Annotated in this window: 24 protein-coding genes, 1 rRNA gene, 2 riboswitches and 1 other annotated feature; of the genes, 9 read left to right on the forward strand and 16 right to left on the reverse strand. The window is 44.5% G+C overall.

All coding sequences use genetic code 11. The features are described from left to right. From E4663_RS12400 to leuS, 4 genes are all read right to left on the reverse strand, one after another. Positions 1-228, reverse strand: a 16S ribosomal RNA gene (locus E4663_RS12400); the annotation flags it as partial. Between the two features lie 392 nt (positions 229-620). Next, the gene (locus E4663_RS12405) at positions 621-962 is read right to left on the reverse strand and encodes a rhodanese-like domain-containing protein (protein WP_135327867.1); all 342 of its coding nucleotides are present in this window, start codon (positions 960-962) and stop codon (positions 621-623) included. A 10-nt stretch (positions 963-972) separates the two neighbouring features. Then, complete coding sequence (locus E4663_RS12410; protein ID WP_135327868.1) at positions 973-1284, reverse strand: rhodanese-like domain-containing protein; 312 nt, start codon at positions 1282-1284, stop codon at positions 973-975. An 85-nt stretch (positions 1285-1369) separates the two neighbouring features. Continuing rightward, a complete protein-coding gene (gene leuS, locus E4663_RS12415) occupies positions 1370-3784 on the reverse strand; it encodes a leucine--tRNA ligase (protein ID WP_079478397.1) in 2415 nt (804 codons plus the stop codon). A 57-nt stretch (positions 3785-3841) separates the two neighbouring features. After that, positions 3842-4065: a binding site (T-box leader), on the reverse strand. Between the two features lie 110 nt (positions 4066-4175). Between leuS and E4663_RS20275 the strand changes: the two genes are divergently transcribed. Together E4663_RS20275 and mnmM are read left to right on the forward strand one after the other, a co-directional pair. After that, complete coding sequence (locus tag E4663_RS20275; RefSeq protein ID WP_277752117.1) at positions 4176-4301, forward strand: hypothetical protein; 126 nt, start codon at positions 4176-4178, stop codon at positions 4299-4301. A 66-nt stretch (positions 4302-4367) separates the two neighbouring features. Continuing rightward, positions 4368-4940, forward strand: a complete 573-nt coding sequence (gene mnmM / locus E4663_RS12420; protein ID WP_079478396.1) for a tRNA 5-(aminomethyl)-2-thiouridylate-methyltransferase MnmM — start codon at positions 4368-4370, stop codon at positions 4938-4940. 16 nt (positions 4941-4956) lie between these two features. Here the strand turns inward: mnmM and E4663_RS12425 are convergent, their stop codons facing one another. Both E4663_RS12425 and E4663_RS12430 read right to left on the reverse strand, forming a co-directional pair. Then, positions 4957-5997 (reverse strand): tetraprenyl-beta-curcumene synthase family protein, encoded by a 1041-nt coding sequence (locus E4663_RS12425; RefSeq protein WP_135328118.1) that lies wholly within the window; start codon positions 5995-5997, stop codon positions 4957-4959. Positions 5998-6047: 50 nt separating this feature from the next. Beyond that, positions 6048-6824: an alpha/beta hydrolase gene (locus tag E4663_RS12430; RefSeq protein ID WP_135327869.1), complete on the reverse strand. Its 777-nt coding sequence runs from the start codon at positions 6822-6824 to the stop codon at positions 6048-6050. Between the two features lie 60 nt (positions 6825-6884). Between E4663_RS12430 and E4663_RS12435 the strand changes: the two genes are divergently transcribed. Continuing rightward, entirely contained in the window at positions 6885-7391 is a 507-nt protein-coding gene (locus E4663_RS12435; RefSeq protein ID WP_135327870.1) for a gamma carbonic anhydrase, read from the forward strand. A 40-nt stretch (positions 7392-7431) separates the two neighbouring features. Here the strand turns inward: E4663_RS12435 and metK are convergent, their stop codons facing one another. After that, a complete protein-coding gene (metK, locus tag E4663_RS12440; protein ID WP_135327871.1) occupies positions 7432-8628 on the reverse strand; it encodes a methionine adenosyltransferase in 1197 nt (398 codons plus the stop codon). Between the two features lie 196 nt (positions 8629-8824). After that, a riboswitch (SAM riboswitch) is annotated at positions 8825-8936 on the reverse strand. 287 nt (positions 8937-9223) lie between these two features. On the opposite strand from metK, the gene pckA reads away from it, so the two are divergent. Then, positions 9224-10816, forward strand: a complete 1593-nt coding sequence (pckA, locus tag E4663_RS12445; RefSeq protein WP_135327872.1) for a phosphoenolpyruvate carboxykinase (ATP) — start codon at positions 9224-9226, stop codon at positions 10814-10816. A gap of 65 nt (positions 10817-10881) precedes the next feature. Here pckA and ytkD read toward each other — a convergent pair whose 3' ends face one another. Next, entirely contained in the window at positions 10882-11349 is a 468-nt protein-coding gene (gene ytkD / locus E4663_RS12450) for an RNA deprotection pyrophosphohydrolase (RefSeq protein WP_079478391.1), read from the reverse strand. A 227-nt stretch (positions 11350-11576) separates the two neighbouring features. On the opposite strand from ytkD, the gene E4663_RS12455 reads away from it, so the two are divergent. Then, complete coding sequence (locus E4663_RS12455; RefSeq protein ID WP_135327873.1) at positions 11577-12404, forward strand: DUF6612 family protein; 828 nt, start codon at positions 11577-11579, stop codon at positions 12402-12404. Positions 12405-12761: 357 nt separating this feature from the next. Here E4663_RS12455 and E4663_RS12460 read toward each other — a convergent pair whose 3' ends face one another. From E4663_RS12460 to E4663_RS12490, 7 genes are all read right to left on the reverse strand, one after another. Beyond that, positions 12762-13073 (reverse strand): hydrolase, encoded by a 312-nt coding sequence (locus E4663_RS12460; RefSeq protein ID WP_079478389.1) that lies wholly within the window; start codon positions 13071-13073, stop codon positions 12762-12764. 43 nt (positions 13074-13116) lie between these two features. Beyond that, entirely contained in the window at positions 13117-14223 is a 1107-nt protein-coding gene (gene menC, locus E4663_RS12465; protein WP_135327874.1) for an o-succinylbenzoate synthase, read from the reverse strand. Next, a complete protein-coding gene (locus tag E4663_RS12470; protein ID WP_135327875.1) occupies positions 14213-15676 on the reverse strand; it encodes an o-succinylbenzoate--CoA ligase in 1464 nt (487 codons plus the stop codon). The genes menC and E4663_RS12470 overlap by 11 nt, the downstream gene beginning before the upstream one ends. Before the next feature lie 71 nt (positions 15677-15747). Then, positions 15748-16566 (reverse strand): 1,4-dihydroxy-2-naphthoyl-CoA synthase, encoded by an 819-nt coding sequence (gene menB, locus E4663_RS12475; protein ID WP_135327876.1) that lies wholly within the window; start codon positions 16564-16566, stop codon positions 15748-15750. 46 nt (positions 16567-16612) lie between these two features. Beyond that, positions 16613-17407 (reverse strand): 2-succinyl-6-hydroxy-2,4-cyclohexadiene-1-carboxylate synthase, encoded by a 795-nt coding sequence (gene menH, locus E4663_RS12480; RefSeq protein ID WP_135327877.1) that lies wholly within the window; start codon positions 17405-17407, stop codon positions 16613-16615. Further along, on the reverse strand, positions 17407-19137 hold the full coding sequence (gene menD / locus E4663_RS12485; RefSeq protein WP_135327878.1) for a 2-succinyl-5-enolpyruvyl-6-hydroxy-3-cyclohexene-1-carboxylic-acid synthase: 1731 nt from the start codon (positions 19135-19137) through the stop codon (positions 17407-17409). The genes menH and menD overlap by 1 nt, the downstream gene beginning before the upstream one ends. Beyond that, positions 19137-20528 carry an isochorismate synthase gene (locus E4663_RS12490; RefSeq protein WP_135327879.1) on the reverse strand — a complete coding sequence of 464 codons (1392 nt, stop codon included), beginning with the start codon at positions 20526-20528 and terminating at the stop codon, positions 19137-19139. The genes menD and E4663_RS12490 overlap by 1 nt, the downstream gene beginning before the upstream one ends. A gap of 237 nt (positions 20529-20765) precedes the next feature. On the opposite strand from E4663_RS12490, the gene E4663_RS12495 reads away from it, so the two are divergent. From E4663_RS12495 to E4663_RS12505, 3 genes are all read left to right on the forward strand, one after another. After that, positions 20766-21710, forward strand: a complete 945-nt coding sequence (locus E4663_RS12495) for a 1,4-dihydroxy-2-naphthoate polyprenyltransferase (protein ID WP_135327880.1) — start codon at positions 20766-20768, stop codon at positions 21708-21710. 133 nt (positions 21711-21843) lie between these two features. Then, a complete protein-coding gene (locus E4663_RS12500) occupies positions 21844-22236 on the forward strand; it encodes a hotdog fold thioesterase (RefSeq protein ID WP_079478381.1) in 393 nt (130 codons plus the stop codon). A gap of 26 nt (positions 22237-22262) precedes the next feature. Further along, on the forward strand, positions 22263-22628 hold the full coding sequence (locus E4663_RS12505; RefSeq protein ID WP_135327881.1) for a TraR/DksA family transcriptional regulator: 366 nt from the start codon (positions 22263-22265) through the stop codon (positions 22626-22628). 61 nt (positions 22629-22689) lie between these two features. On the opposite strand, the gene E4663_RS12510 is transcribed toward E4663_RS12505, so the two are convergent. Then, a complete protein-coding gene (locus tag E4663_RS12510; protein WP_079478487.1) occupies positions 22690-23274 on the reverse strand; it encodes an ECF transporter S component in 585 nt (194 codons plus the stop codon). A 163-nt stretch (positions 23275-23437) separates the two neighbouring features. Continuing rightward, positions 23438-23584: riboswitch (FMN riboswitch) on the reverse strand. Between the two features lie 203 nt (positions 23585-23787). Between E4663_RS12510 and E4663_RS12515 the strand changes: the two genes are divergently transcribed. Continuing rightward, positions 23788-24087, forward strand: a complete 300-nt coding sequence (locus E4663_RS12515; protein WP_135327882.1) for a hypothetical protein — start codon at positions 23788-23790, stop codon at positions 24085-24087. The last annotated feature ends 13 nt before the right edge of the window (positions 24088-24100 follow it).

Below are 24100 nucleotides of genomic sequence, written 5' to 3' on the forward strand. Positions count from 1 at the left end.
ATCTTTTAATGTTCCTTCATGCGAAGGAACATGTTACCCGGCATTAGCTCCGGTTTCCCGGAGTTATTCCGATCTTACAGGCAGGTTGCCCACGTGTTACTCACCCGTCCGCCGCTCATTCCACGAGCGTCACCCCCGAAGGGGATCAGCTCGCTTCCTGCGCTCGACTTGCATGTATTAGGCACGCCGCCAGCGTTCGTCCTGAGCCAGGATCAAACTCTCCATAAAAGTTAAGTTTGACTTGCTCATTTGCACACCGAATGTGCTTCGTTGTCTTTTCTTCACTAAGAAGAAAAATATTGACGTACTGGTTGGTTCGTTCAGTTTTCAAAGATCAAATTATCAACCTGTCCTACGACAGTAATCAAATTCTAGCACATGATGTTGTGATGTGTCAATACAGTTGTTAGAATTTGTTGAATATTCTTTCAACGGCCGCTTCCTTTAAAGAAGCAACGTTATCTATAATACAAGTTGGAAGAATGAAAGTCAATGACAAATGCTAGATTAATTGTATTTTTATAATCATCTTGTTCACTCTTTGCTCTGTATAGCTCCGGCCGGCGATTTCTACATTAAAAACCAGAAAAGAGTTTCTAAGCAAATGGCTTAGAAACTCTTTATGGCTGTACGTAATAAATGGTCTGACTTTGATTTTTCCTTATTATTTTCGCTGCCAGCCTCGCTCCACGAAAATCATCCGTGATCAATAAGATTTCCTTCCTACACGCATATCGCTCTTTCATCTCCCTGTTCAAGTAACTCAGTGGAATGTTTTCAGCATTCGGATAGGGCGAGCGGTGGGAAGAAATATAATCACGAATGTCTATAATGCAGAAGTCATTTCGAGAAGACGTCCCCCGAACTTCTAACTTCTTTGGTCTGCTCGCTAAGTGTCTGTAACCCAAAGCTAGAAGGACGACCAACACGATGGTGGTTATATAAACGTAAATCATACTCATAACACTTTAGTTAGAAAACAAGTTCTCCGTCCCAGTTTAACATGCCGCCTTCCATGTTCTTCACGTTGGAGAATCCTCTCTCCTTCATAAATTCTGCTGCATTCATACTGCGGCGTCCCGAACGGCAGATCATAACATATTCCTGCTCTTTCGGAAGATTGTCCAGTTCATTAGGGATCTGGGCAAGAGGGATGTGTTTGGCATTAGGAACCATACCTTCTGCTACTTCCTCATCCTCCCTTACATCTATAAGGAAAGTATTTTCATTTTGTTCAATTTTTCTTTCGACATCTTTTGGTGAGATCTCTTCAATGTGAGCCACTGTACTTCCTCCTCTTCATTTCTAGATGCCACCTATTATAAAGGAAAAAGCCACCTCAATAAACTGAGGTGGCTTAAATATATTGTTAATTTGCTACGATATTAACAAGTTTGCCTGGTACGGCAATGACTTTTCGAACTGTTTTCCCTTCAAGCCAAGGCTGGACTTGTTCATTTTCAAGTGCTTGTTTTTCCAAGTCTTCTTTAGATGCATCTTTGTTGACCATCATCTTCGCCCGGACTTTACCTAGTACTTGAATAACAATCTCCACTTCATCTTCCACCAACTTGCTTTCATCGAAAGTTGGCCAAGCTTGGTAACTGATTGTTCCTTCGTGCCCTAGTTTCTCCCAAAGCTCTTCCGTTACGTGTGGAGCTACTGGTGATAGAAGTTTTACGAATCCTTCTACATAGGTCTTAGGCAGCTCTTCTGCTTTATAGGCTTCGTTGATGAAAACCATCATTTGAGAGATTCCCGTATTGAAACGAAGCTCTTCAAAGTTCTCCGTCACTTTTTTCACCGTTTCGTGGTAAACCTTCTCCAGCGTATCGTCTTGACTATCTTCTTTTATAGCTGAAGATAGTTCTCCGTCTTGGACGAACAAACGCCAAGCTCTGTCTAGGAATCGACGTGCTCCATCCAGACCGTTTGTAGACCAAGCTACAGAAGCATCAAGCGGCCCCATGAACATTTCGTATAGGCGAAGGGTATCAGCACCATGAGAATAAACGATGTCATCTGGATTTACGACATTTCCTTTGGATTTACTCATCTTCTCATTGTTTTCACCTAGGATCATTCCTTGGTTGAACAATTTCTGGAATGGCTCTTTGGTCGGCACAACTCCTGCATCATATAGCACTTTGTGCCAGAAACGGGCATATAGCAAGTGAAGAACAGCGTGTTCTGCACCACCGATGTACACATCTACCGGAAGCCATTTCTTCAATAGATCGTAATCCGCAAAGATGTCATCGTTTGATGCATCGATATAGCGCAAGTAGTACCAGCAGCTTCCTGCCCACTGTGGCATGGTGTTCGTCTCTCGGCGACCTTTCATGCCAGTTTCCGGATCGACGACGTTGACCCACTCGTCAATATTGGCAAGAGGGGATTCCCCAGTACCAGAAGGTTTAATTTCCGTTGTTTTCGGAAGTTCAATTGGAAGGTTCTCTTCTTTAACAGCTGTGATCGAGCCATCCTCCCAGTGAATGACAGGGATTGGTTCCCCCCAGTAACGCTGACGGCTGAACAACCAGTCGCGAAGACGGTAGGTAGTTTTCTTCTGGCCTTTGCCGTTCTCTTCAAGCCATTCGATTGCCTTTTCAATTGCTTCGTCTTTTTCCAACCCATCTAAGAAACCGGAGTTGATGTGCTTCCCGTCACCTGTGTAAGCTTCCTCAGAAGTATCTCCACCTTCTACAACAGGAACGATCGGCAAGTCGAATTTCTGTGCAAATTCATAATCACGCTCATCATGAGCTGGAACTGCCATGATTGCGCCACTTCCATAGCTCATCAATACATAATCCGCTACCCAGATTGGAAGCTTCTCCCCGTTGACTGGGTTGATCGCGTAAGAGCCAGTGAAGACACCAGACTTGTCTTTAGCCAAGTCTGTACGTTCAAGATCGCTCTTGTTCTTCGCTTTTTCAACATAAGCGTCGACAGCTTCTTTCTGTTCTGCAGTTACAAGATCTGTAACAAGCGGGTGTTCTGGTGCTACAACTGCATATGTTGCACCGAACAACGTATCAGGTCGAGTAGTGAAAACGTCGAATGACCCTTTATCTGCTTCGATATCGAACCGAACTTCTGCACCTTCGGATTTCCCAATCCAGTTGCGCTGCATGTCCTTGATGCTCTCCGGCCAATCTAAATCTTCCAGGTCCTCAAGCAAACGATCTGCATACGCTGTGATCTTAAGCATCCACTGCTTCATAGGACGGCGTTCTACAGGGTGACCTCCACGTTCACTTACCCCATCAATTACTTCTTCGTTGGCAAGTACAGTCCCAAGTGCCGGGCACCAGTTAACTGCCACTTCGTCAATGTAAGCTAACCCTTTTTCATATAGTTTAAGGAAGATCCACTGCGTCCACTTGTAGTAATTAGGGTCCGTCGTATTCACTTCACGATCCCAGTCGTAAGAGAAACCAAGTTCTTGGATTTGGCGACGGAATGTATCAATGTTTTTCTTTGTGAATTCTTCAGGGTCATTCCCTGTATCAAGCGCGTATTGCTCAGCAGGCAGTCCGAAGGCATCCCAACCAATAGGGTGTAGCACTTCGTACCCTTGCATACGTTTCATACGGGACAGGATATCTGTTGCCGTGTATCCTTCCGGGTGACCTACGTGCAACCCTGCGCCTGATGGATAAGGAAACATATCCAAGGCATAGAACTTTTCTTTGTCTGACTGGCCATCTGTTTTGAACGTCTTGTTCTCAAGCCAGTGTTGCTGCCATTTCTTTTCAATCGTCTTATGATCAAAAGCCATGTCTTTTCCTCCTCATTTTTTATCTATAGAATATAAAAAAGCCTCACATCCCTAATAAAAAGGGACGAGAGGCTTGATTCCCGCGGTACCACCCAAATTAACGTTTCTTAAAAACGCTCACTCGAAGGTCGATATCGGCGACTTCACCGGCAGAAACTACTAGGTATCGTTCGCTTCTGCGACATCCAAGGTGAGTTCACGAAGTACAAGGACAGCTTTCACCAACCGCTGTCTCTCTGAATGCTTGAAACTTCCCTACTACTCCTCTTCATCGTCTTCATGTATTCTATTTCGTATCTTAATGAAACGCTTCTGCTTTGTCAAGGTATGGCATCATATGACTTTTCAACCCGCAATAATTATATTATCCTTTAAAGTATGAGGTGATCATTTGAAGAAACTAATCCGCAAAGGCATTCAATATGCCAAGAAGAACCCGGAAGAAACGAAGCGCTATGCTAAGAAAGCTTATGACACCATCCAGAAATATAGAAAGAAACCGAAAACGAAGCGCTAACCTGTATCCATGTGATACAGGTTTTTATATGCTACAATTGCTCAGGAAATAAAGGAGGTTTTCGAAATGGCATTACAACGCATATTAGAATACGCACACTCTTTAATGAAAGATTCGTTAAAAGACGGAGATATTGCAGTGGACGGGACTTGCGGAAATGGTCATGATACGCTGTTCCTTGCGAATCTTACCGGAGAGAGCGGGCATGTTTATGGATTCGATATACAACCCGCAGCTATCGAAAATACGAAAGAACGTTTGAACGAACACAACATGTTATCAAGAGCCACTCTCATCCACGACTCTCATTCTAAGATCGGCCATTACTTATCTGACGAACATAGAGGACAAGTCCAAGCCGGGATTTTCAACTTAGGTTACTTGCCTGGTAGTGATAAATCCATTGTAACGAAGCCAGAGGAAACAATCGCTTCGGTAAAAGAAATGCTCAACCAACTTCGTTCCGGTGGTTTGATTGTTTTAGTAGTCTACCACGGTCATCCTGGTGGGAAAGAAGAGAAAGAGGCACTTCTCCGATATGTTGAATCGCTTGAACAAAAAGAAGTACGAGCCCTTCAATACGGCTTCATCAACCAAAGAAACACCCCGCCTTTCATCATCGCATTAGAAAAACAATAAAAAAGCCAGGGATCTCTTATAGAGAGCGCCCTGGCTTTAATTTATGATACATCTTCGTGTTCAAATAAAAGAAAGTCGCTTTTCTTCCACTGACTTTCAGTAACCCTTTTACGAAGTTCTTTCCATTCGCTAATCGACCAACCTTCCGATCGGCTAAATACATCCCCACCAAGCCTTCATGAATCATTTGGTGAAAAGCACGGTCCGGAAGCAACTGAATTTCTTCATGTGTCTGCTCTACAAAGTAAGAAAAACGTTCCTTCATCTCGTCTTCGTGTGCATAGTAAGAGCAGAAGTTCAAATCCCCTTCTTCTTCATCTTCCTGTTGGTCAATATAGTAATCAAGCAAGATGTGCAAGCCTTGCATGAACGGGAAATAACTTTTCTCTACCTGCTGTGCTAATCCTTTGTCCATCCGACCGCTTAGCAGATAAGAAACCAAACAGAAAATCCCTAATGTAGATCCGGTACAGGCGGAGAATTCATACCATTCCAACCCTGGCCAGTCTCGCTGATGACCTTCAAACCAATTTTGCAATCTTGGAATACGCTCTTCTTCCTTCACATGCTTATGTACTTGAAGGTCACTATACAAAGAGCCGAGTTTTAGTGTGTAGGGATGTACTATAGAATAGTCATCCACATCTCTCAGAACGGATTGACACGTTTCAACCAAATCCTGAAGGTATCCGCCATCATTCTGGTCTTCTCGATAAGCGTAATAATTCTTCACCGGATGATCAGGTGTTAAAGCATCGATCATGGACTGGTGAAGCATCCTGAAATCATCCGGGTCCATCGATGTACTTCGGTCGCATAAGTTATCTAAATAGTCGCTTATAGTTTGATACGCTACGATGAAGCGGATGGCTTCTTTACGATTGGAACCAGCCAGAAGACTGTATATTCCACCACCTTCGCAGTGAAACGTTTTGTCTTTGATGCTCATCAAGGCTTGCGTTCTTAACTCCTCATTCGGAATCTCTTTCGCACGCTCAATCCAATGATTCAATTCTTGATGAACTTTCGGAAATACACCTCTGTAAACGTGAAACATTAAATGAACCGCATTTTGTGGTGCTTGATCAGCCAAGATGAATCCTCCTCTTACTTCACTAATCGCTCGATGAAATCAATTGTATATCGATACACTTCTTTCCATTCTGGCTCATTATAGAGCTCGTGATACAAATTCGGCCATTGTTTATACTGTTTTTCCTTCAAATTGACTTGATTGAACCACTCTTTGGTTTTCTCCACATCTACCATTTTATCTTCTTCTGCCTGCATGATAAGCAAAGGAACATCCGGAAATTCCTCTATCTGTTTGAATGCTTGCTTTATCGCTCTACGAAACTCATGATACCACCGAACGGAAACCTTATCCAGAATCAAAGGGTCCTGCAAATCCTGCTCGATCACTTTTTTGTTTCGTGTTACAGCCTCTGGTTTCATTGGAGATTTCACCCGCATCGATGGTGTTACTTTGTCGAGGAGCTTCGAAATCGCCTCAAGCGGCTGCCCTGCACCATTCAGTATGCCGGCTGCAGGAGAAGATAAGATAACCCCTCTGACATTTGGTTTCAGTGTCTGCATGGTGCGGATCGCAACCGCACCTCCCATACTGTGCCCTAATAAGAAGACCGGCTTCGATGCATCTGCCCCTTCGATCCAAGAACCAACTGCCTCAATGTATTGTTGGAAAGATTTGATATGTCCTGCTTTCCCGTCCGTCTCCCCTTGTCCTGGCAAGTCTCCGTATATAACTGTGAATCCATCTTTCTGAAACTCCCTTGCCAATGTTTCGTACCTTCCACTATGCTCAAAGGCGCCATGTACAATGACTATTGTCGCCTTACAGTCTTCTACATTCCACGTTTTCATCCAACATGCCCCCCTTTGATTTGCTATACTGAATATACTGACATTATAAGGGGGTAGCGTATGATTTGCGAATATAAAGGAAAAGTACCGGACATCGATTTCAGTGCTTTCATCGCAGAAGATTCGGTGATTACAGGTGATGTGACAATTGGTAAAGAAGCAAGTATCTGGTTCAAGACTGTCATCAGGGGAGATGTTGCGCCTGTACATATCGGGAACCAAACGAATATCCAAGACCTCAGCATGTTGCACCAAAGTCCTAATCAGCCGCTGATCATAGAAGATGGGGTAACAGTAGGCCACCAAGTAACTTTACACTCTGCCAAAATCCGAGAAAATGCACTGATTGGTATGGGCTCTCTCATTTTAGACGGAGCTGAGATTGGCGAGGAAGCATTCATAGGAGCCGGCAGTCTTGTACCTCCAGGTAAGAAAATCCCTCCACGCACACTCGCTTTCGGACGGCCAGCGAAAGTGGTTCGCGAGCTGACGGATGATGATTTCAGCGAAATGAATAGAATCCGGAAGAGCTATGTGGAAAAAGGACAACACTATAAGAAACTATAAAATTAGAAAAGAGCCCAGGATAATATCCTGGGCTCTCTTTTTATTGAAAACGGCCTTTAAGTTCTTCTGCTTTATCTGTTCTTTCCCAAGGGAATTCAACATCCGTGCGGCCGAAATGACCGTAAGCCGCTGTTTCGCGGTAGATAGGACGACGAAGATCCAACATTTTAATGATTCCTGCTGGGCGAAGGTCGAACAACGCGCGGACCGCTTCTACCAATTTCTCTTCAGAAACGGTACCTGTTCCATTTGTGTTAATAGAAATGGATACTGGTTGAGCGACACCAATTGCATAAGCAAGCTGAACTTCAACTTGATCTGCCAACCCTGCTGCTACGATGTTTTTGGCAACGTAACGAGCGGCATAGGCAGCGGAACGGTCCACTTTCGTCGCATCCTTACCACTGAACGCACCACCGCCGTGACGTGCATAACCACCGTACGTATCTACGATGATCTTACGACCGGTTAATCCAGCATCGCCTTGTGGTCCTCCAATGACAAATCTTCCCGTCGGATTAATGAAGTATTTCGTTTGATCATCGATGAAGCCAGCCGGAACTACCGGATCGATGACATGTTTCTTCAAGTCTTTTTGAATTTGCTCTAGCGTCACTTCTTCTGAATGCTGAGTGGAGATAACGATCGTGTCGACACGAACCGGCTTATCATTCTCATCATACTCGATTGTCACTTGCGTTTTTCCATCAGGACGCAAGTATTCTAACGTACCATCATTTCGCACATCGGATAATCGCTTTGATAACTTGTGAGCAAGCGCAATCGGCAAAGGCATCAATTCTTTTGTTTCATTATTAGCATAGCCGAACATCAAGCCTTGGTCACCAGCACCAATCGCTTCAATTTCATCTTCACTCATTTGACCTTCACGTGATTCATATGCCACGTCTACGCCACCTGCGATATCAGGGGATTGTTCATCAATTGCAGTCAGAACCGCACACGTATCGGCATCGAAGCCGTATTTAGCACGCGTATAACCAATATCTTTAATTGTTTGGCGAACAATAGCTGGAATATCTACATAAGTATTCGTACTGATTTCTCCTGAAACGAGTACGAGCCCCGTAGTCACTGTTGTCTCACATGCGACTCTTGCATTTGGATCGTTTTTTAAAATTTCATCTAGAATAGCATCAGAGATCTGGTCACAAATCTTATCCGGGTGACCTTCCGTTACAGATTCTGATGTGAATAACCGGCGGTTGGCTGGCATTCTGTAGACTCCTCCTTCTGTAAGTAACAAAGTATTAGACGGAACTCTTTACCAGTTGTGCAGAAGAGAAAATCAGTTTCTACACATTTATATGAATGTATGTCACAACCTCATGGGCAGCCTTGAAACGTATCATTTCCATACAAAAAGAAAAAACCCTTCCTGTCTGTCGAGGAAAGGGGTTCGCTTCCTTTCGCTCTTATCGTCCAAGGAGTTCGTGACCTCCTTGCTTCAGGTTAGCACCATGTCAAAGCATGACGGTTGCTGGGCTTCAAAGGGCCTGTCCCTCCACCTACTCTGGATAAGAGAGTATCCGTTCGAAATTTATCGTATCGAAAGTCCTGTCCCATGTCAACGGAATCCACTTCTTTCCTTTACACAAACGAATTTGTATTAGCTACATATGATAAAAGACACAATTCTTTTTTGAATGGAATGGCTGTAATGCCATTCTGACTGGGTGTCAGGATAGAAATTTAAGATTTTTGAAAGCATTTTCAACATCAGTATGGACTATTCAAATGAATGTGTTATACTAATTTCACATTCAGTCATCCACGAATCATAAATTCTATAAAAAAGGCGGGTAGACGCGATGAGTGCGATTAATCAAATGTCAGAACTGAACGTCTTATTAGCTCAAGAACACGTTCAACATCAATTGTCAGTACCACAACTAGTAGAAAAAATTGTAGCAAGAAACGAGGGCGTGTTAACAGATAAAGGGGCCGTTCGTTCGACTACAGGCGCCTACACAGGAAGATCGCCGAAAGATAAATTCATTGTCAAAGACAATCATTCCTCCAAAGATGTCGATTGGGGCTCTGTAAACCAACCTATCGAGGAAGATGTATTTACTAATTTGTACCATAAAGTACTCGACTACTTAAAGACAAAAGAAGAAATCTATTCTTTTAAAGGATATGCAGGCGCTGATCAAGACTACAGGCTTCCGATTCAAGTCCTTAATGAATTTGCCTGGCATAACCTTTTTGCACAGCAGATGTTCATCAGACCAGGGAAAGATGAATTGAAGGAACACGACCCAGAGTTTACGGTTATCTCCGCCCCTACTTTCAAAGCAGACCCAGAAAAAGACGGCACAAACTCTGAAGCTTTCGTAATGGTTTCTTTCAAACATCGAATTGTTCTAATCGGCGGAACCGAATACGCTGGTGAAATTAAGAAATCCATTTTTTCTGTCATGAATTACATGCTTCCAAAAAGAGACGTCCTGCCTATGCACTGTTCTGCTAATGTAGGAGAACGCGGGGATGTCGCTTTATTCTTCGGCCTTTCCGGTACTGGTAAAACTACTTTATCAGCAGATCCAGCTCGAGGGTTGATCGGCGATGACGAACATGGTTGGTCCGACCAAGGCGTGTTCAACATGGAAGGTGGATGTTATGCAAAATGCATCAACCTCTCCCAAGAAAAGGAACCACAGATCTTTGATGCTATCCGGTTCGGTGCTGTACTAGAGAATGTTGTTTTGGATTCGGAAACACGACAGGCGGATTACAATGACACATCCTTAACGGAAAACACACGTGCTGCCTATCCATTAGACCACATCGATCAATCCGTGAAGCCAAGTGTTGGCGGTCATCCGAACGCCATCATTTTCTTAACTGCCGATGCGACTGGGGTCTTGCCTCCGATCAGCAAACTAACAAAAGAACAAGCGATGTATCACTTCTTAAGTGGTTACACCAGTAAATTAGCTGGAACAGAGCGTGGAATCACAAAACCACAGGCGACTTTCTCCGCTTGCTTCGGTTCCCCATTCCTTCCACTAGCTCCGGCAGCGTATGCAGAAATGCTCGGCGAGAAGATTGACCAGTTCGATTCGCAAGTATACTTGGTCAATACGGGATGGACAGGAGGACCTTACGGGGAAGGGTCTAGAATGAAACTCTCCTACACTCGCTCGATGATCCAAGCTGCTTTAAAAGGGGAATTGGATTCAGCTACATTCGTACAGGATCCGATCTTCGGCTTACACATTCCTATGCAGTGCCCTGGTGTACCGGATGACGTATTAGTTCCTAAGAATACGTGGGATAATCCAGATAAGTACGATGAGAAAGCAAAACAATTAGCGGATCAATTCCATAACAATTTCAGCAAGTTCTCTTATGTAAGTGAGGACATCAAGCAAGCCGGACCTGCTTACCACAGTTCCTGAATACGTTTCCTCATCTCCTCATATAAATCGAAACCCGGACGACACTCAGTCGTCCGGGTTTCTAATTATGCCTCATTATTGATTTTCAACAGGCACTCTGGCAATACCTCATCCTTCATCATGAAGCTATACCGTTTATTGTGCTTAATTTTTTTCGGAAGTTCTTGAAGTAAAGCGGGACCATGGGTTTCAAAGTAGTGGTTCTGGTCGGTAAGGTGCGACACGACAGCATAATAGACATTCTTTATGATCGTTCCGCCTTTCCCTTCCACCATATACTGCCCTACGTAAGTAAGCTTTTCGATCTCAGCCCCTGTCTCCTCTTTCACTTCTCTAATGGCTGCATCTCGAGCCGATTCTCCCTCTTCTACTTTCCCTCCCGGAAATTCCAATCCCCGGTCTTTATGTTTGGTCAGGAGCCATTGGTCCTGATAACGGCAAATGACCCATACATGTTTCGGCGACTTTGAGAATGGATGGTCTTCGAACGATAATTTCACTGGATTATGATAAAAATCATAAAAAGTTTTCATGCTTGATCAACTGCCTTTAACGCATTATGTTTACGTGACTTTTTTAGGTCGTACCTTGAATCGCTTCTTTTTAAATCGTACCACAAGCCACCGCAAATACAAACTAGAGAGACTAATTCTTTCTCTATTATTCCTCTGAATATTTTTGGTAAACATTTGAAATAAACGAAACCTTTTCATTATTTCTTCGTATGTACGATTAAGAAGAAAAGGGAGGAATCACATTGATGAAGAAACGAATTGCACTTATCGGCCTGTTGGCTATGACTATTGTACTTGCAGCATGCTCGGCTGAAGAAGCCCAAGAACTCGAAGAAGTGTTCTCAAAAGCTACAGAAGCTAGTGAGAACTTAGATAACTTCGCTATGGAAGTTGTTTCAGAACAAACGTTTGAAACAGACGCAGAAGAAGGTTCGTCCCCACTACCAACCGGTGTCCCAATCACGACAACCCTTGATTCTGAAATTCAGATGGACCCCATGGCATTTCACCAGACAATCGAGATGGATATGATGGGCAATACGGAAATGGAACAATACTACACAGAAGAAGGACTATTCATCAAACCATCCGAACAAGAAGGATGGTTAAAAGCACCTGAAGAGATGATGGAGCAACTGAATGCCCTATCTTCTAAGCAGCAGACTCCAGTTGAGCAGCTGAAACAAGTCGAAGATTACATCGACGAGTTCACTATGGAAATGGAAGATTCAAATTATGTATTAACCTTCTCCTCCAGTGGAGAGGATGTGCAGAAAATGCTGGAAGATACTATGAGTGACATGCTCCCGGAAGGAACATTCCCAGAAGACATGATGGAGAGCGTTACCATAAACAGCATCAACTATGAATACACGATCGATAAAGAAAGCTACTACCCTAAACACATGGTAGTCGATATGAATATGACCATCGAACAAGACGGGGAGAAAGTGACCATCGATCAATCGATGGAAGGATCGTATAGTAAATTCAACGAAGTCGGTGAAATCACCGTCCCAGAAGAGGTCATCCAAAACGCTCAAGAAATGCCCGATTTAGGTCAAACTCCATAAAATTACAAAGAAACCGGTCCAGCTTTGGATCGGTTTCTTTTAAGATGATAACTTCTGATAAATGTTAGCGTGCAGCGTGTTAAAGTGATTGAGCAAAAAACTATAAGGAGCTCCCTTTTGATTTAACGTTAGCCAGCTATAGAGGTTCAAGCTTCTTTTAGTAAAGGGGTTGGAGAAACAGGGAGACTCCTACGGGAGCATAGTACAGTCTGAGACCCCGCACGACCGAAGGGAAGGAGGCTCAGCGGACGCCCTTGGAAAGCGACCTGTTTCTCCAACACCGCTTCACAAACTTAATAGAACCGGAAGTATCTTTTCGACACCGAAAAAAGCCGCCCCGAGAAGGAGCAGCCTTTTCTACAATTCCAGCACGTTCATCTCTTTAATCAAAGCCTTCGTTTCATCTTCTCCCCAGTCATAAATCTTTTGAAACGCCACCTTCATAGCTGCATCAAAGTCATCATTGGCCTGGTCTTGATGATAGGGTTGGAATGGAACGTGAGAACGCCAAAACGATTCATTATCCGCCATCTCAATTTCATCGAATATTTCTCTTAAAGTAAGAATTTCATCTTCTGTTGCTTGAACGATGAATTCATCATTGTTCCCATCTTTATTAAGCGAAATCTCTTTAGTGGCAATATTTACGTAATATTTATTTTTGTCCACGATCAGCCCTCCTTTTGAATAGTTTGAGCCATAAGAATGATCCTTATGAGTAAACTTCAAAAGTAAAAGAGCGAATCGTCTGTTTTTCCATATATTCTTCATCAACATTAACCCCGATCCCATCACCTTGCGGCACAATCATCTCTCCGTTAACCACCTCAAGTAAAGGGCTGACAAGGTCCTTCTCAAAGTAACGAGAGGAGCCAGAGAGGTCACCTGGAATAGTGAATTGTTCAAGGGATGCAAGGGCAATGTTATGAGCCTTGGAAATGCCTGATTCCACCATTCCTCCGCACCATACTGGCACGTTATGTTGCTTACAATAATCATGTATGCGCAGCGCTGCTGATAAACCACCTACACGACTTATTTTAATATTGATGATACTGCCACTTTTTAAACGGATTGCTTGAATAGCATCTTCTGCACTCATAATCGATTCATCTAGACAAATCGGAGTGACCATCTTCGCCTGGAGTGAACGATGCAGATAAAAATCACCCGCTCTGAAAGGTTGCTCGATCATTAACAGATTCGCATCATCAAGGGATTGAACGTGCTCTATATCCGCTTCTGTATATTGACCATTTGCATCAATCATAATCGGAAGCTCAGGATCGATAGCTTGCACGGCTTCGATAAGCTCACGTTCCTCCCCTTTTTTTACCTTTAATTTGAATCGTTGATATCCTTCTTGCTTCAACTGTTTGATATCTTGTTCCAACGAAGAGGATAGGCTAAGGACAGCTCCTGCTTTCACTGTTTCTCTCGTTCCTCCTATGAGATTTTTCAAGCTCTTTCCGGATTGCTTAGCGAAAAGGTCCCACAAAGCTCCTTCGACTCCCGCCTTTGCCATAGGATGACCTTGTATGGAGGAAACGGCGTTTGCAAAATCTTCGGGATGAAGTATAGACGGTAGATCCAAAGAAGGCAGAAGTATTTCTTTGATGAGATACCAAGCTGTATCATTCGTTTCAGCCGTATAGAAAGGGGTTTCGAACGCTGTCACCTCTCCATATCCGACCCTTCCCTCTCTATCAATGGCTTTGACTATAATCAATTTACGACTATGAACGGTCCCTTGATGGGTACGGAAAGGGACTTTTAAAGCGAGCTCTACTTCTTGCATTTGAATCTGTTCAACATTCATCCTTATGCTCCTCTACTAACGAGGGAAGCCTGCGTCTCACTAATTTGTTGGATGCATTCCTCGGTAATTCCGGAACAATATGATATACATGAGGGCGTTTATACTTGGCCAACTTATCTTCCAAAAAACGCTCCATCTCTTCCTGGTTCCACAGTGTGTGCTCTTCGAGAACTAGAAAAGCAGCCGGAACCTCTCCCCACTTCTCATTGGCGATTCCTGTGACCCCTGCCTCGATCACTCCTGGAAAACTCGATAATACGCTCTCTATTTCTGCCGGATACACATTCTCTCCACCCGAAATAATGACATCTTTCACACGGTCGACAACATACAGAAACCCTTCTTCATCTTTGTATCCGAGATCTCCTGTACGGAAGAATGCTTCATCACTCGCTTCACGGTTATAATACTTCTTAGAAACCATTGGCCCACGAACAAGGATCTCACCTACTTCATATTCTTTCTCCGCATCCACGAGTAGCTGCGCGGTACTTAATGGTCTACCTGCTGAACCTAGCTTTCTAAGAGCCGAAGAAGGGTCGAGCGTTGCGATTTGGGAAGACGTCTCCGTCATACCATACGTTTGAAAAACGGGTATACGTCGTTCAGCTGCACGTTCAAGTAGAGGTTTCGGAACCGGACCACCACCGAGCAGCATGCAGCGGAAATGTTCCGGGTAAGAGGCTTCTCCCAAGTGATCGAGCAATCTCCTCAACATTACTGTGACGACAGATACATGCGTTATTCCTCTTTCAAAAATCGCTTCCTGAATTATTTTCTCATCGAACGTTCCCATGTATTCAATGGTCATGCCATACACAACACTTTTCATCAAGATTGAAAAGCCTCCAACGTGAAATAGAGGCAGACAGACGAGCCATTGATCCTCTTCATGAAGCCCCATATTAAGCGCAGAGGAAATAGCACTATGCCAGTGGTTCCCGTAAGTGTGCATGACAGCTTTCGGGTTACCTGTTGTTCCCGATGTGTACATCATCGTGTACACATCATCCAAGTCGAACTCTTCCTCTACATCAGATTCCCCAGCATCTCGCGGAATCTCTTCCAAGGAATATTGGCGGATAGGTAAGTGTTGGCTGGCTTCTTCCCCACGGCCCTTAAGCGAATTGCTAGTAAAGAGGAATTGGACCTCTGCATCCTCAAGTTGAAAGGCAAGTTCGGCTGGTGTCAAACGAGTGTTCAACAAGACGAGCACAGCTCCAGCATAGCTGCTGGCATGAATGAAAGCGGGAACTTCTTTATGGTTTTCAGCTAGCAAAGCGATATGAGTACCCTTTCGAACTCCGAGTCCTCTCAAGCCATAAGCAATCTGCCTACTCTCATTTCGTAGTTCCTTAAAGGTTACAATCTCTCCATCTGATTGTCGTATGGCTGTTTTGTTCGGATTCGTTTCAGCTTGTTTATCTAACCAATGTGGGATTTTCTCACCCATAGGAATTCCTCCAATCATGAAAGAAAAGGAGCAACCCTTGTGGGTGCCCCTTTTGATCATTCTTTATAACATTAAGGGAAGCGAGGGAACTGATCGAAGTCCGGCTTTCTCTTCTCCTTAAAGGCGTCACGACCTTCTTTAGCTTCATCTGTCGTGTAGTATAGCAATGTTGCGTCTCCACCCATTTGTTGAAGTCCTGCTAGTCCATCTGTATCGGCGTTGAAGGAAGCTTTCAAGAAGCGAAGAGCAGTTGGGGATTTCTCCAACATTTCACGCCCCCATTGAACAACTTCTGCTTCGAGTTGATCAAGCGGTACAACGGTGTTGACTAGTCCCATATCTTCCGCTTCTTTCGCACTGTACTGACGGCATAGGTACCAGATTTCACGGGCTTTCTTGTGTCCGACGATACGTGCAAGCAAGCCTGCTCCGTATCCAGCGTCGAAGCTTCCTACTTTCGGTCCTGTTTGACCGAAGATAGCGTTGTCGGCTGCAATAGTAAGGTCACAAACAATATGTAGTACATGACCGCCACCGATTGCATAACCGGAGACCATTGCCACTACAGGCTTAGGAATCACTCGGATCAGACGCTGTAGATCAAGTACGTTCAAGCGAGGAATATGGTCGTCTCCCACATAACCGCCGTGACCGCGTACTTTTTGGTCTCCTCCAGCACAGAATGCATCGTCTCCTGCTCCAGCAAGAACGATAACACCGATCTTAGAATCGTCACGAGCATAAGCGAATGCATCGATCAACTCATGTACCGTTTGAGGACGGAAAGCGTTTCGTACCTCAGGACGGTTGATGGTGATTTTAGCGATACCTTCAAATGTGTCGTATAAAATATCTTCATATTCGCGTTCGCGAACCCAATCAAAAGACATAAATAATCCTCCTTATTTATCGCGGAATACCGCTTACATCCATGTATTATTGTATCATGAACTCATCTACTATTTTAGCAAAAATGCTCGGTTTCTCAACATGAATCGCATGACCAGTCTGTTCGACTTCTATCCATTCTGAATTCAGAAGCTCTTTATGCATGTGTTGATTGATCTGCCGGAACTTGTCATCAAGCTCCCCTGTGACTAACAAGACTGGCACATCCAAAGTCGGAAGCTGATCCCACCATGAGGGCTGAACCCCTGTCCCCATTCCCATAAGAGACTGGCTGAGTCCGGATGGAGATTGACCTAAGCGCTCCTTGCGTATCATGCTTCTCTTCTCTTCAGACAAAGCTTGTTGAGATTCAAATAGGGGTAAAGTCTCCCAGTAGTTAACGAATGCTTCTATTCCTTCTTGAACCATTTTGTCCACAAGCGCCTTGTCTTTTGCCTGCCTCGCCAGTTGTTCTTTGGAAGTAGCCAAACCAGGGGAAGCACTTTCGAGCAGCAAACGATCCACTTTTTCAGGGTATAATTGAGCGAACGAGAGGGCTGTGCGTCCGCCAAGAGAATATCCTAGCAATGCTACAGAATCAAGTCCCCTATCTTCTAACAAAAGAGATAAGTCACGACAAAACTCTTCCATTGTTACATTGCCAATAACTCCAGTTTTACCGTGGCCGGGCAAATCGACTCGAATGAGGCGATAGCCCTCCAAACCCTCAACGACTTCGTCGAACGTATGCAGCGTACCTGTAAATCCGTGCAATAGGAGCAGCGGCTGACCCTCTCCCTGCTCTTCCACCCAATAGTTGCGGCCTTCTACATGCCTGTACATCACACTTCACTTCCGTTCAGAATGGCTTCTTCTACCTTCTTCCACTTCGCGCGGTGGAAATCGACGTGATCTGTGCGATTTGTTATCACTTCTATAACAGACAGACCACTTTCTTCGTACACATCTTTTAACGCCTGTTTATACGCTTCCCATGATGTCACTTTGGTATGACTTGCTCCGTACATTTCCAAAGCTTTCGTGAAATCTAGACCGACAGGCGTGCCGAACAGCTCTTCGAAGTGCTCTGGATGCTTGACCTGTGGAAGGTAAGAGAAAATACCTCCTCCGTCGTTGTTGATCAATACAATCTTCAGAGGGATATCTTTATTCTTCGCCATCCAAAGTCCATTCAAATCATGGAAGAAGGATACATCTCCTAGAAGCAGCGTCGTCTTCTTACCAGTGGATGCGATTCCGATAGCGGTTGAGATGACACCATCAATTCCATTCGCACCACGATTGGCCATTACGTCAACGTGTTTCGGCGTAGACATGAAAAAGCTGTCCACATCACGGATCGGCATACTGTTTCCGACAAACAATACAGACTCATCCGGAATAGCGTCCGCTAAATGAACAATCGAATGCCCTTCGTTCAAGTTGTGATCAGGTTCAGCTAACATAAGGGTCTTTGCAGTCTGATTCATTTGCTGCCAATGCTCCAACCAGTCCGTTTCTTTCCCTTCCTGCGCTAATCGGTTCGTGCATTCCTCGCAGAACGGAACGGCGTCGGACCATATAAAGTTCGCAGCTATACCAGCTGGTTCTCTATAGCTGTTCTCTGTATCCACAATGTAATGATCGATGTCCAATCCACGTACCCACTTCAAATAAGCTTTGGAAACGGGCATAGCACCGAAGCGCAGAATATAATCCGGCCGTAATGATTCACGAATGGTTTCCGACTTCAGAATAGTGTCATAGTTCTCTATGACGTTACGCTTATCATGTTCCCCTGTACGAAGCTTGGAAAGAGGGTCTGCCAGTACAGGAGCACCCAAGCGATGGGCAAGCGTCGTCACAGCATGAGCCAGTTCATCCTCCATTTGCGGACCTACCACGATGATTCCTCTTTCTTTCCCTTTGAATTTCTCTGTTAACGAAACTATTGTATCCTCATCAACGGTCCATTTCCCTTTCAGCGATCTTGGAACAGGCTGGGCGCCATCTCGCCAGAGACCATCCATCGTAAAATCAGGAATTAACGGTTCCCTGAACGGGATATTCAAGTGAACGGGTCCCATTCTTTTCCCACTAGCCTCATCTACTGCTCTCGCAGCTTGGCGCCTTACGTACTTAGAAAGACCGACCTCAGGTAAGGCAAGGTCTTGATACCACAAGACATAATCCCCGTACATTTTTATTTGATTGATCGCCTGCGGGGCACCGACTTCTCTCAGCTCATGAGGTCGATCAGCCGTTAACACTATTAAGGGTATGCGACTCTGATACGCCTCTACAATCGCTGGGTAGTAGTTAGCCGCCGCTGTCCCTGACGTACATACGAGAGCAACAGGTTCTTGACGTTCTTTCGCAATTCCTAATGCGAAGAAAGCGGCGGAACGCTCATCAAGATGGACCCAATGGTTAATATCTTCACTAGCTGCAAAAGTCATGGCCAGTGGAGTAGAACGGGAGCCAGGAGAGATAACGACCTCCTTGACTCCCGAGTAAGCCAATTGATCCACGAAATGTGTTACATATTTTGATAATGCCTCCACGTGTTCCATCAACATCCTCCTAAGACAGACAGCATCGGCTGTAATTTAACGGCCGTTTCTTCGTACTCGGCAATCGGGTCGGAATCTTCGACTACCCCACACCCCGCAAACAAGGACGCTTTATCACCTTGCAAAAGAGCGGAGCGAATGGCAACCGCGAACTCCCCGTTATTGCGGTCATCCATCCAACCAACAGGTCCGGCATACCACCCGCGGTTGAGCGACTCATATTCTCTGATATATTCCACTGATTTCTTCTGTGGAAGTCCACCTAAAGCTGGAGTCGGGTGAAGTCTTTCGATTACATCAAGCAGGGTATAACCTGGGTCAAGCGTCGCCGATACTGGCGTATATAAATGCTGTAAGTTACGAAGCGGATAAATCACAGGTGCCTTCGGTATTTGAACATCATGACTGCAAGCCTCTACAGCTTCTTTGATCATTTCCACAACAAATTGGTGCTCTTGTCTGTTCTTCGGATCATAAAGCAACTCTTGACCGAGCTTACGATCTTCCTCTTCTGTATGCCCACGGGGAATCGTTCCTGCGAGGCAAGTCGAGATCAACTGCTGTTGTTCCAGCTTAGCCAGACGCTCTGGAGTCGCACCAATAAAGTGCTCCCCGTTGCTTTCGAAAGAAAAGATGTAGCTGTTAGTCTGAGTTTCCGCCAATGCTTTCAGAACAGCTTCCAGTTGTACGGGTTGCTCAAACTTCACTTGAAGCTCTCTTGCTAATACAACTTTCTCTAAAACGCCCCGTTTAATATCGACAGTGGCTTGAAGAACAGACTCCTTCCATTCTTCCGGATCGATCTCTTTCTCTCCTGAACGGACCGGAAGTTGAAACTGGAAATCCTGTGTGTCCAAAAGCTCATCCCAGTTATCTTTCCACTCCCGTATGATCTGCTTTTGATGATCCTCTGGATAGATCATGAAATTAGATGTCAAATAGGATTGATAGCCGTGGTTCGTCAGTAAAAAGGCAGGAACCGTTAAACGACTTTCTTCGAATGACTCCCAGGGCCTTTCGTTTTTCTCTTCCGGGTCGAAGCTGAATCCTCCCATGGAGACAATGCCCGTACCTTTCTGTCCGAACTCATCATATGTTATAGCCCCATCAATCAAGCTGTTCCACTCCGCTTGTAATTGTGTGAATCTATTTTGGTCGGTAGAGGTCATCCGTGTGACCGCACCGACTCCCACTAAAGTAAAAGGTTCCTCAGCACTCTTCCAAAATAAACGGTGCTGATCGATTCCTTGTCCAGCATATAAAAAGGAGTAAGGATCGGTATAATCAATGCGATCCACCACACTGACCAACTGAGGTTGATCAGACTGCTTCGCTTTCTTTATGGCCTCCCCGATAATCTCCTCTATATGAGGTACTCGTGTATGAAGCATGAAATTTTCCTCCCATCCTTTAAAGGGACGTCCTCTCTCTATATATAACGCCTGTACTTATATGGTTTAAATAATATAAACGTGCATCATCTATTATTTTATTCTCTTTTTTCTCTTGACTCAAGGAATCTTCCTTCGATCTTGCATATTCTTACAACGATTGACACTCTGAGCCTCTTTCCCTAAACTTAAGATGTTATCATTAGGCAAAGTATTAAAACAAGGGAGAGAACACCTATGAGTTCTGTACAAAACCAAAACGTCAAAGCTTCCTTGAATGAACGAGAAGGTTTCCAAGTATGGTGGCGCCTCTTACGCCCTCATACCCTCACAGCTGCCTTTGTGCCCGTGTTCGTGGGAACAATGCTCGCTGCTGTGGAAGATTCCATTAATTTCTGGCTATTTGCAGCGATGTTACTCGCATCGATCCTCATTCAAGCAGCAACCAATATGTTTAACGAGTATTACGATTTCGTCAGGGGACTTGATAATGAAAACTCTGTCGGCATCGGAGGTACAATCGTTCGCGACGGTGTCCGACCGCGTACCGTATTAACATTAGCGCTCTCATTCTTTTTTATCGCAGGAGTATTGGGCGTCTATATTTGCCTAGCTTCTAGTTGGTGGGTAGCTGTAATTGGACTTGTTTCCATGCTCTTCGGCTACTTATACACAGGCGGTCCTTATCCGATTGCCTACACGCCATTCGGAGAAATCACGGCCGGTTTATTCATGGGAACGATCATCATCGCCATCAGTTATTTCATTCAGCAGCTAACGTTGTCATGGCATGTGATTCTCATTTCCATTCCAGTCGCCATTTTTGTCGGAGCGATCCTTCTTGCCAACAACATTCGAGACCGAGTCGGAGATAAAGAGAACGGACGCCGAACGCTCGCAATTTTATTCGGCCACAAAGGATCAATCCGGTTCCTAACGATATTGGCTGTCATCGCTTACGCCCTGACACTAGCCTTTATTCTAACAGGACTTCTTCCATACTGGTCACTGATTACGTTCCTTAGTATCCATAAAGCACGTCAAGCCATTCAGGGATTCAAAGGAAAAAGTGCACCACTGGAAATGATGCCAGCAATGAAATTCACTGCCCAGACCAATACATTCTACGGCTTTCTGTTAGGATTGTCTCTACTTCTTCAAGTTTACATCCCACTGGGATAAAGAAGGAATTCAAATAGAAAAAGACGAATGAGGAAAGGAAGGATGCCGTCAACATCCTTCCTTTCTTTGTGTAAAGGGAGTCAGGTTTGAACGAATACAGAGTGGGAATTATAAAGGAAAGGATGACAGTAAAATGGAAGATATGTTACAGAATACATTGATGGAAGCACTCGGAATGGAAGTCACACACGCTAAGCCGGACAAAGTGGTGATGACGATGCCCGTAGAGGGCCGCACTCACCAACCCATGGGTTTCTTACATGGCGGAGCGAGCGTTGCCTTAGCGGAAAGTGCCGCAAGCATCGGAGCTTACTTAAATGTGAATCCTGAAGAGAAACAGATCTTCGGGATCGAAATAAATGCCAACCATTTAAAAAGTGTACGGGAAGGACAAGTAACAGGAACGGCTATCCCCCTTCACATTGGGAAAACAACGATGGTATGGCAGATCACAATCGAGTCTGAATCCGGCGAGGCGGTCTCCATCTCCAGATGTACCATCGGTGTCATCCCCTTGAAGAAATAAAACTCTTCATCGAAAGGAGACATACGATGTTAACGGATAAGCAATTGAACCACTTTAAAGAACAACTACTAGAGATGAAAAAAGAAGCAGAACAAGAGATGGAACAATACCAAGATGATCAGGCGAAAGAGGATTATGAAAACGACAAAACGGGGGAAATCTCAAGTGTCGCCGACCACCCTGCAGATTTAGGTACAGATCAGCACGAACGAGAGAAAGAACAAACTATCTACGAACAAGCCCGAGAGAAACTGATGGAAGTGAACGATGCCCTGAAGCGCATCGAGGATGGTCGCTACGGTAAAAGCGAGAAATCAGGCGAACCGATCCCAGTCGAGCGCCTCGAAGCGATGCCGACCGCTCGTTACCGGGTAGATGAACAAGAAAATTAACAAGGCACCCGCAATAAAACGAAAAAAAGACCAGATCAGATGATCTGGTCTTTTTCTGTATTTATGCAGCCGAGGACGAGCGGACTCTTTTCTGCTCGAGCCAAGGTTTTAATTTCGCAAATAAAATGACAAACATGGCACCGACAATAATCCCTTTCAGTGCGTTAAACGGGAGAATACCCGCAAGAATCGTAGCAATCTTGACGCTTGCACTCATAGATTCCATGCCCATAAACCAGCTATACGCTGGCAGGATCAAGAAATAGTTGAGAACACTCATAGCAACCGTCATAATCAACGCACCGATCGCAAGACCGGAAACCAAGGACTTCGTCGTTTTGTACTTGTGGTACACCATTGATACAGGGACGATAAATAACACACCAGCTGTGAAGTTTGCGACTACCCCGACAGGATCAGATGCCCCTGTGAAGATGAGATACAGTATATTCTTCAATCCCTCCACTACTATGCCCGCCACTGGAGTGAACAAGATAGCAGCAATCAAAGCAGGGATCTCACTGAAGTCAATTTTTAAATAAGGTGGAAGCATCGGCAATGGAAAGTTCACCAACATCAACACCATTGAAATACTCCCGAACAAAGACAATACGATCAACTTAAACAATTTGGATGATTGATTCATCCCAATCTCTCCCTTCATCTTTTCCATCGATTCACATCTCAGATGAAGGTGAGCGATGTTCCTATCAAAAAACCCCTGAAAGCCGGTGGGCATTCAGGGGAGAATGTATATGTCCATAGGAAACTAGAGGTAGAGAAAGTACTCCTCTTCTACCTGCTTCGCTCGACATCTTCTCCCATCCAGACTGTAACTGTCGGTCCCGGACTCTCACCAGGTCCACCGTAAGGCATTCGCCAAACGGGTCACGGACTTAGAGCATTATCTGCTCCTTACCGTCGGTCGGGAATTGCACCCTGCCCCGAAGATGGAATCGATATAGTGTTGTGTATTCATTCTATACAAAACGTCATAAAATCGCAAGTTTTGAGCTTGGGGTTCCATATATTTAATCACACCCTTACAGAACCTTTCTCAGCCCTCATTGAAATGTACCCAAGAATTTAATAAAATGAAAGATACTACCTAGAATTTCTATATAATACCTAAAGAAATTTCTCTATTAGGAGGAGGCAAATGGATAAGCAAGGTACCAATCCTATCTTCAAAGTTCTTCTCACAATCATTCTCTTTGTAGTCATTGTTTTCATAACGATAAAAGGAATATCAATCGTTAAATTGAACTCTGTAAAACAGGAGGTCTTGAATCAAAACTCTGAAATTACTGCAGTAGAAAAAATTAACTCTGTAGGACAATGGGGTGAACTTCAGACCAGCTATGTATTAGAAGTCAGAAAAGGGAGCTCGACTTTATATAGAGTTTGGGCTGACGAAGAAGGCGAAATAAAAGACGCAGAGATTATCTCTGGTGATTAAGAGCATTGGCTCT

This window comes from Halobacillus salinus (assembly GCF_004684905.1).
In the GTDB taxonomy this organism is placed as follows: Bacteria; Bacillota; Bacilli; order Bacillales; family Halobacillaceae; genus Halobacillus; species Halobacillus salinus.

Coding starts and splice junctions, on each gene's coding strand:
- E4663_RS12405 (WP_135327867.1), bottom strand. CDS start 962: ATGAGTATGATTTACGTTTATATAACCACCATCGTGTTGGTCGTCCTT.
- leuS (WP_079478397.1), bottom strand. CDS start 3,784: ATGGCTTTTGATCATAAGACGATTGAAAAGAAATGGCAGCAACACTGG.
- mnmM (WP_079478396.1), top strand. CDS start 4,368: ATGGCATTACAACGCATATTAGAATACGCACACTCTTTAATGAAAGAT.
- E4663_RS12425 (WP_135328118.1), bottom strand. CDS start 5,997: ATGTTTCACGTTTACAGAGGTGTATTTCCGAAAGTTCATCAAGAATTG.
- E4663_RS12430 (WP_135327869.1), bottom strand. CDS start 6,824: ATGAAAACGTGGAATGTAGAAGACTGTAAGGCGACAATAGTCATTGTA.
- E4663_RS12435 (WP_135327870.1), top strand. CDS start 6,885: ATGATTTGCGAATATAAAGGAAAAGTACCGGACATCGATTTCAGTGCT.
- metK (WP_135327871.1), bottom strand. CDS start 8,628: ATGCCAGCCAACCGCCGGTTATTCACATCAGAATCTGTAACGGAAGGT.
- pckA (WP_135327872.1), top strand. CDS start 9,224: ATGAGTGCGATTAATCAAATGTCAGAACTGAACGTCTTATTAGCTCAA.
- ytkD (WP_079478391.1), bottom strand. CDS start 11,349: ATGAAAACTTTTTATGATTTTTATCATAATCCAGTGAAATTATCGTTC.
- E4663_RS12455 (WP_135327873.1), top strand. CDS start 11,577: ATGAAGAAACGAATTGCACTTATCGGCCTGTTGGCTATGACTATTGTA.
- menC (WP_135327874.1), bottom strand. CDS start 14,223: ATGAATGTTGAACAGATTCAAATGCAAGAAGTAGAGCTCGCTTTAAAA.
- E4663_RS12470 (WP_135327875.1), bottom strand. CDS start 15,676: ATGGGTGAGAAAATCCCACATTGGTTAGATAAACAAGCTGAAACGAAT.
- menB (WP_135327876.1), bottom strand. CDS start 16,566: ATGTCTTTTGATTGGGTTCGCGAACGCGAATATGAAGATATTTTATAC.
- menH (WP_135327877.1), bottom strand. CDS start 17,407: ATGTACAGGCATGTAGAAGGCCGCAACTATTGGGTGGAAGAGCAGGGA.
- menD (WP_135327878.1), bottom strand. CDS start 19,137: ATGGAACACGTGGAGGCATTATCAAAATATGTAACACATTTCGTGGAT.
- E4663_RS12490 (WP_135327879.1), bottom strand. CDS start 20,528: ATGCTTCATACACGAGTACCTCATATAGAGGAGATTATCGGGGAGGCC.
- E4663_RS12495 (WP_135327880.1), top strand. CDS start 20,766: ATGAGTTCTGTACAAAACCAAAACGTCAAAGCTTCCTTGAATGAACGA.
- E4663_RS12500 (WP_079478381.1), top strand. CDS start 21,844: ATGGAAGATATGTTACAGAATACATTGATGGAAGCACTCGGAATGGAA.
- E4663_RS12505 (WP_135327881.1), top strand. CDS start 22,263: ATGTTAACGGATAAGCAATTGAACCACTTTAAAGAACAACTACTAGAG.
- E4663_RS12510 (WP_079478487.1), bottom strand. CDS start 23,274: ATGAATCAATCATCCAAATTGTTTAAGTTGATCGTATTGTCTTTGTTC.
- E4663_RS12515 (WP_135327882.1), top strand. CDS start 23,788: ATGGATAAGCAAGGTACCAATCCTATCTTCAAAGTTCTTCTCACAATC.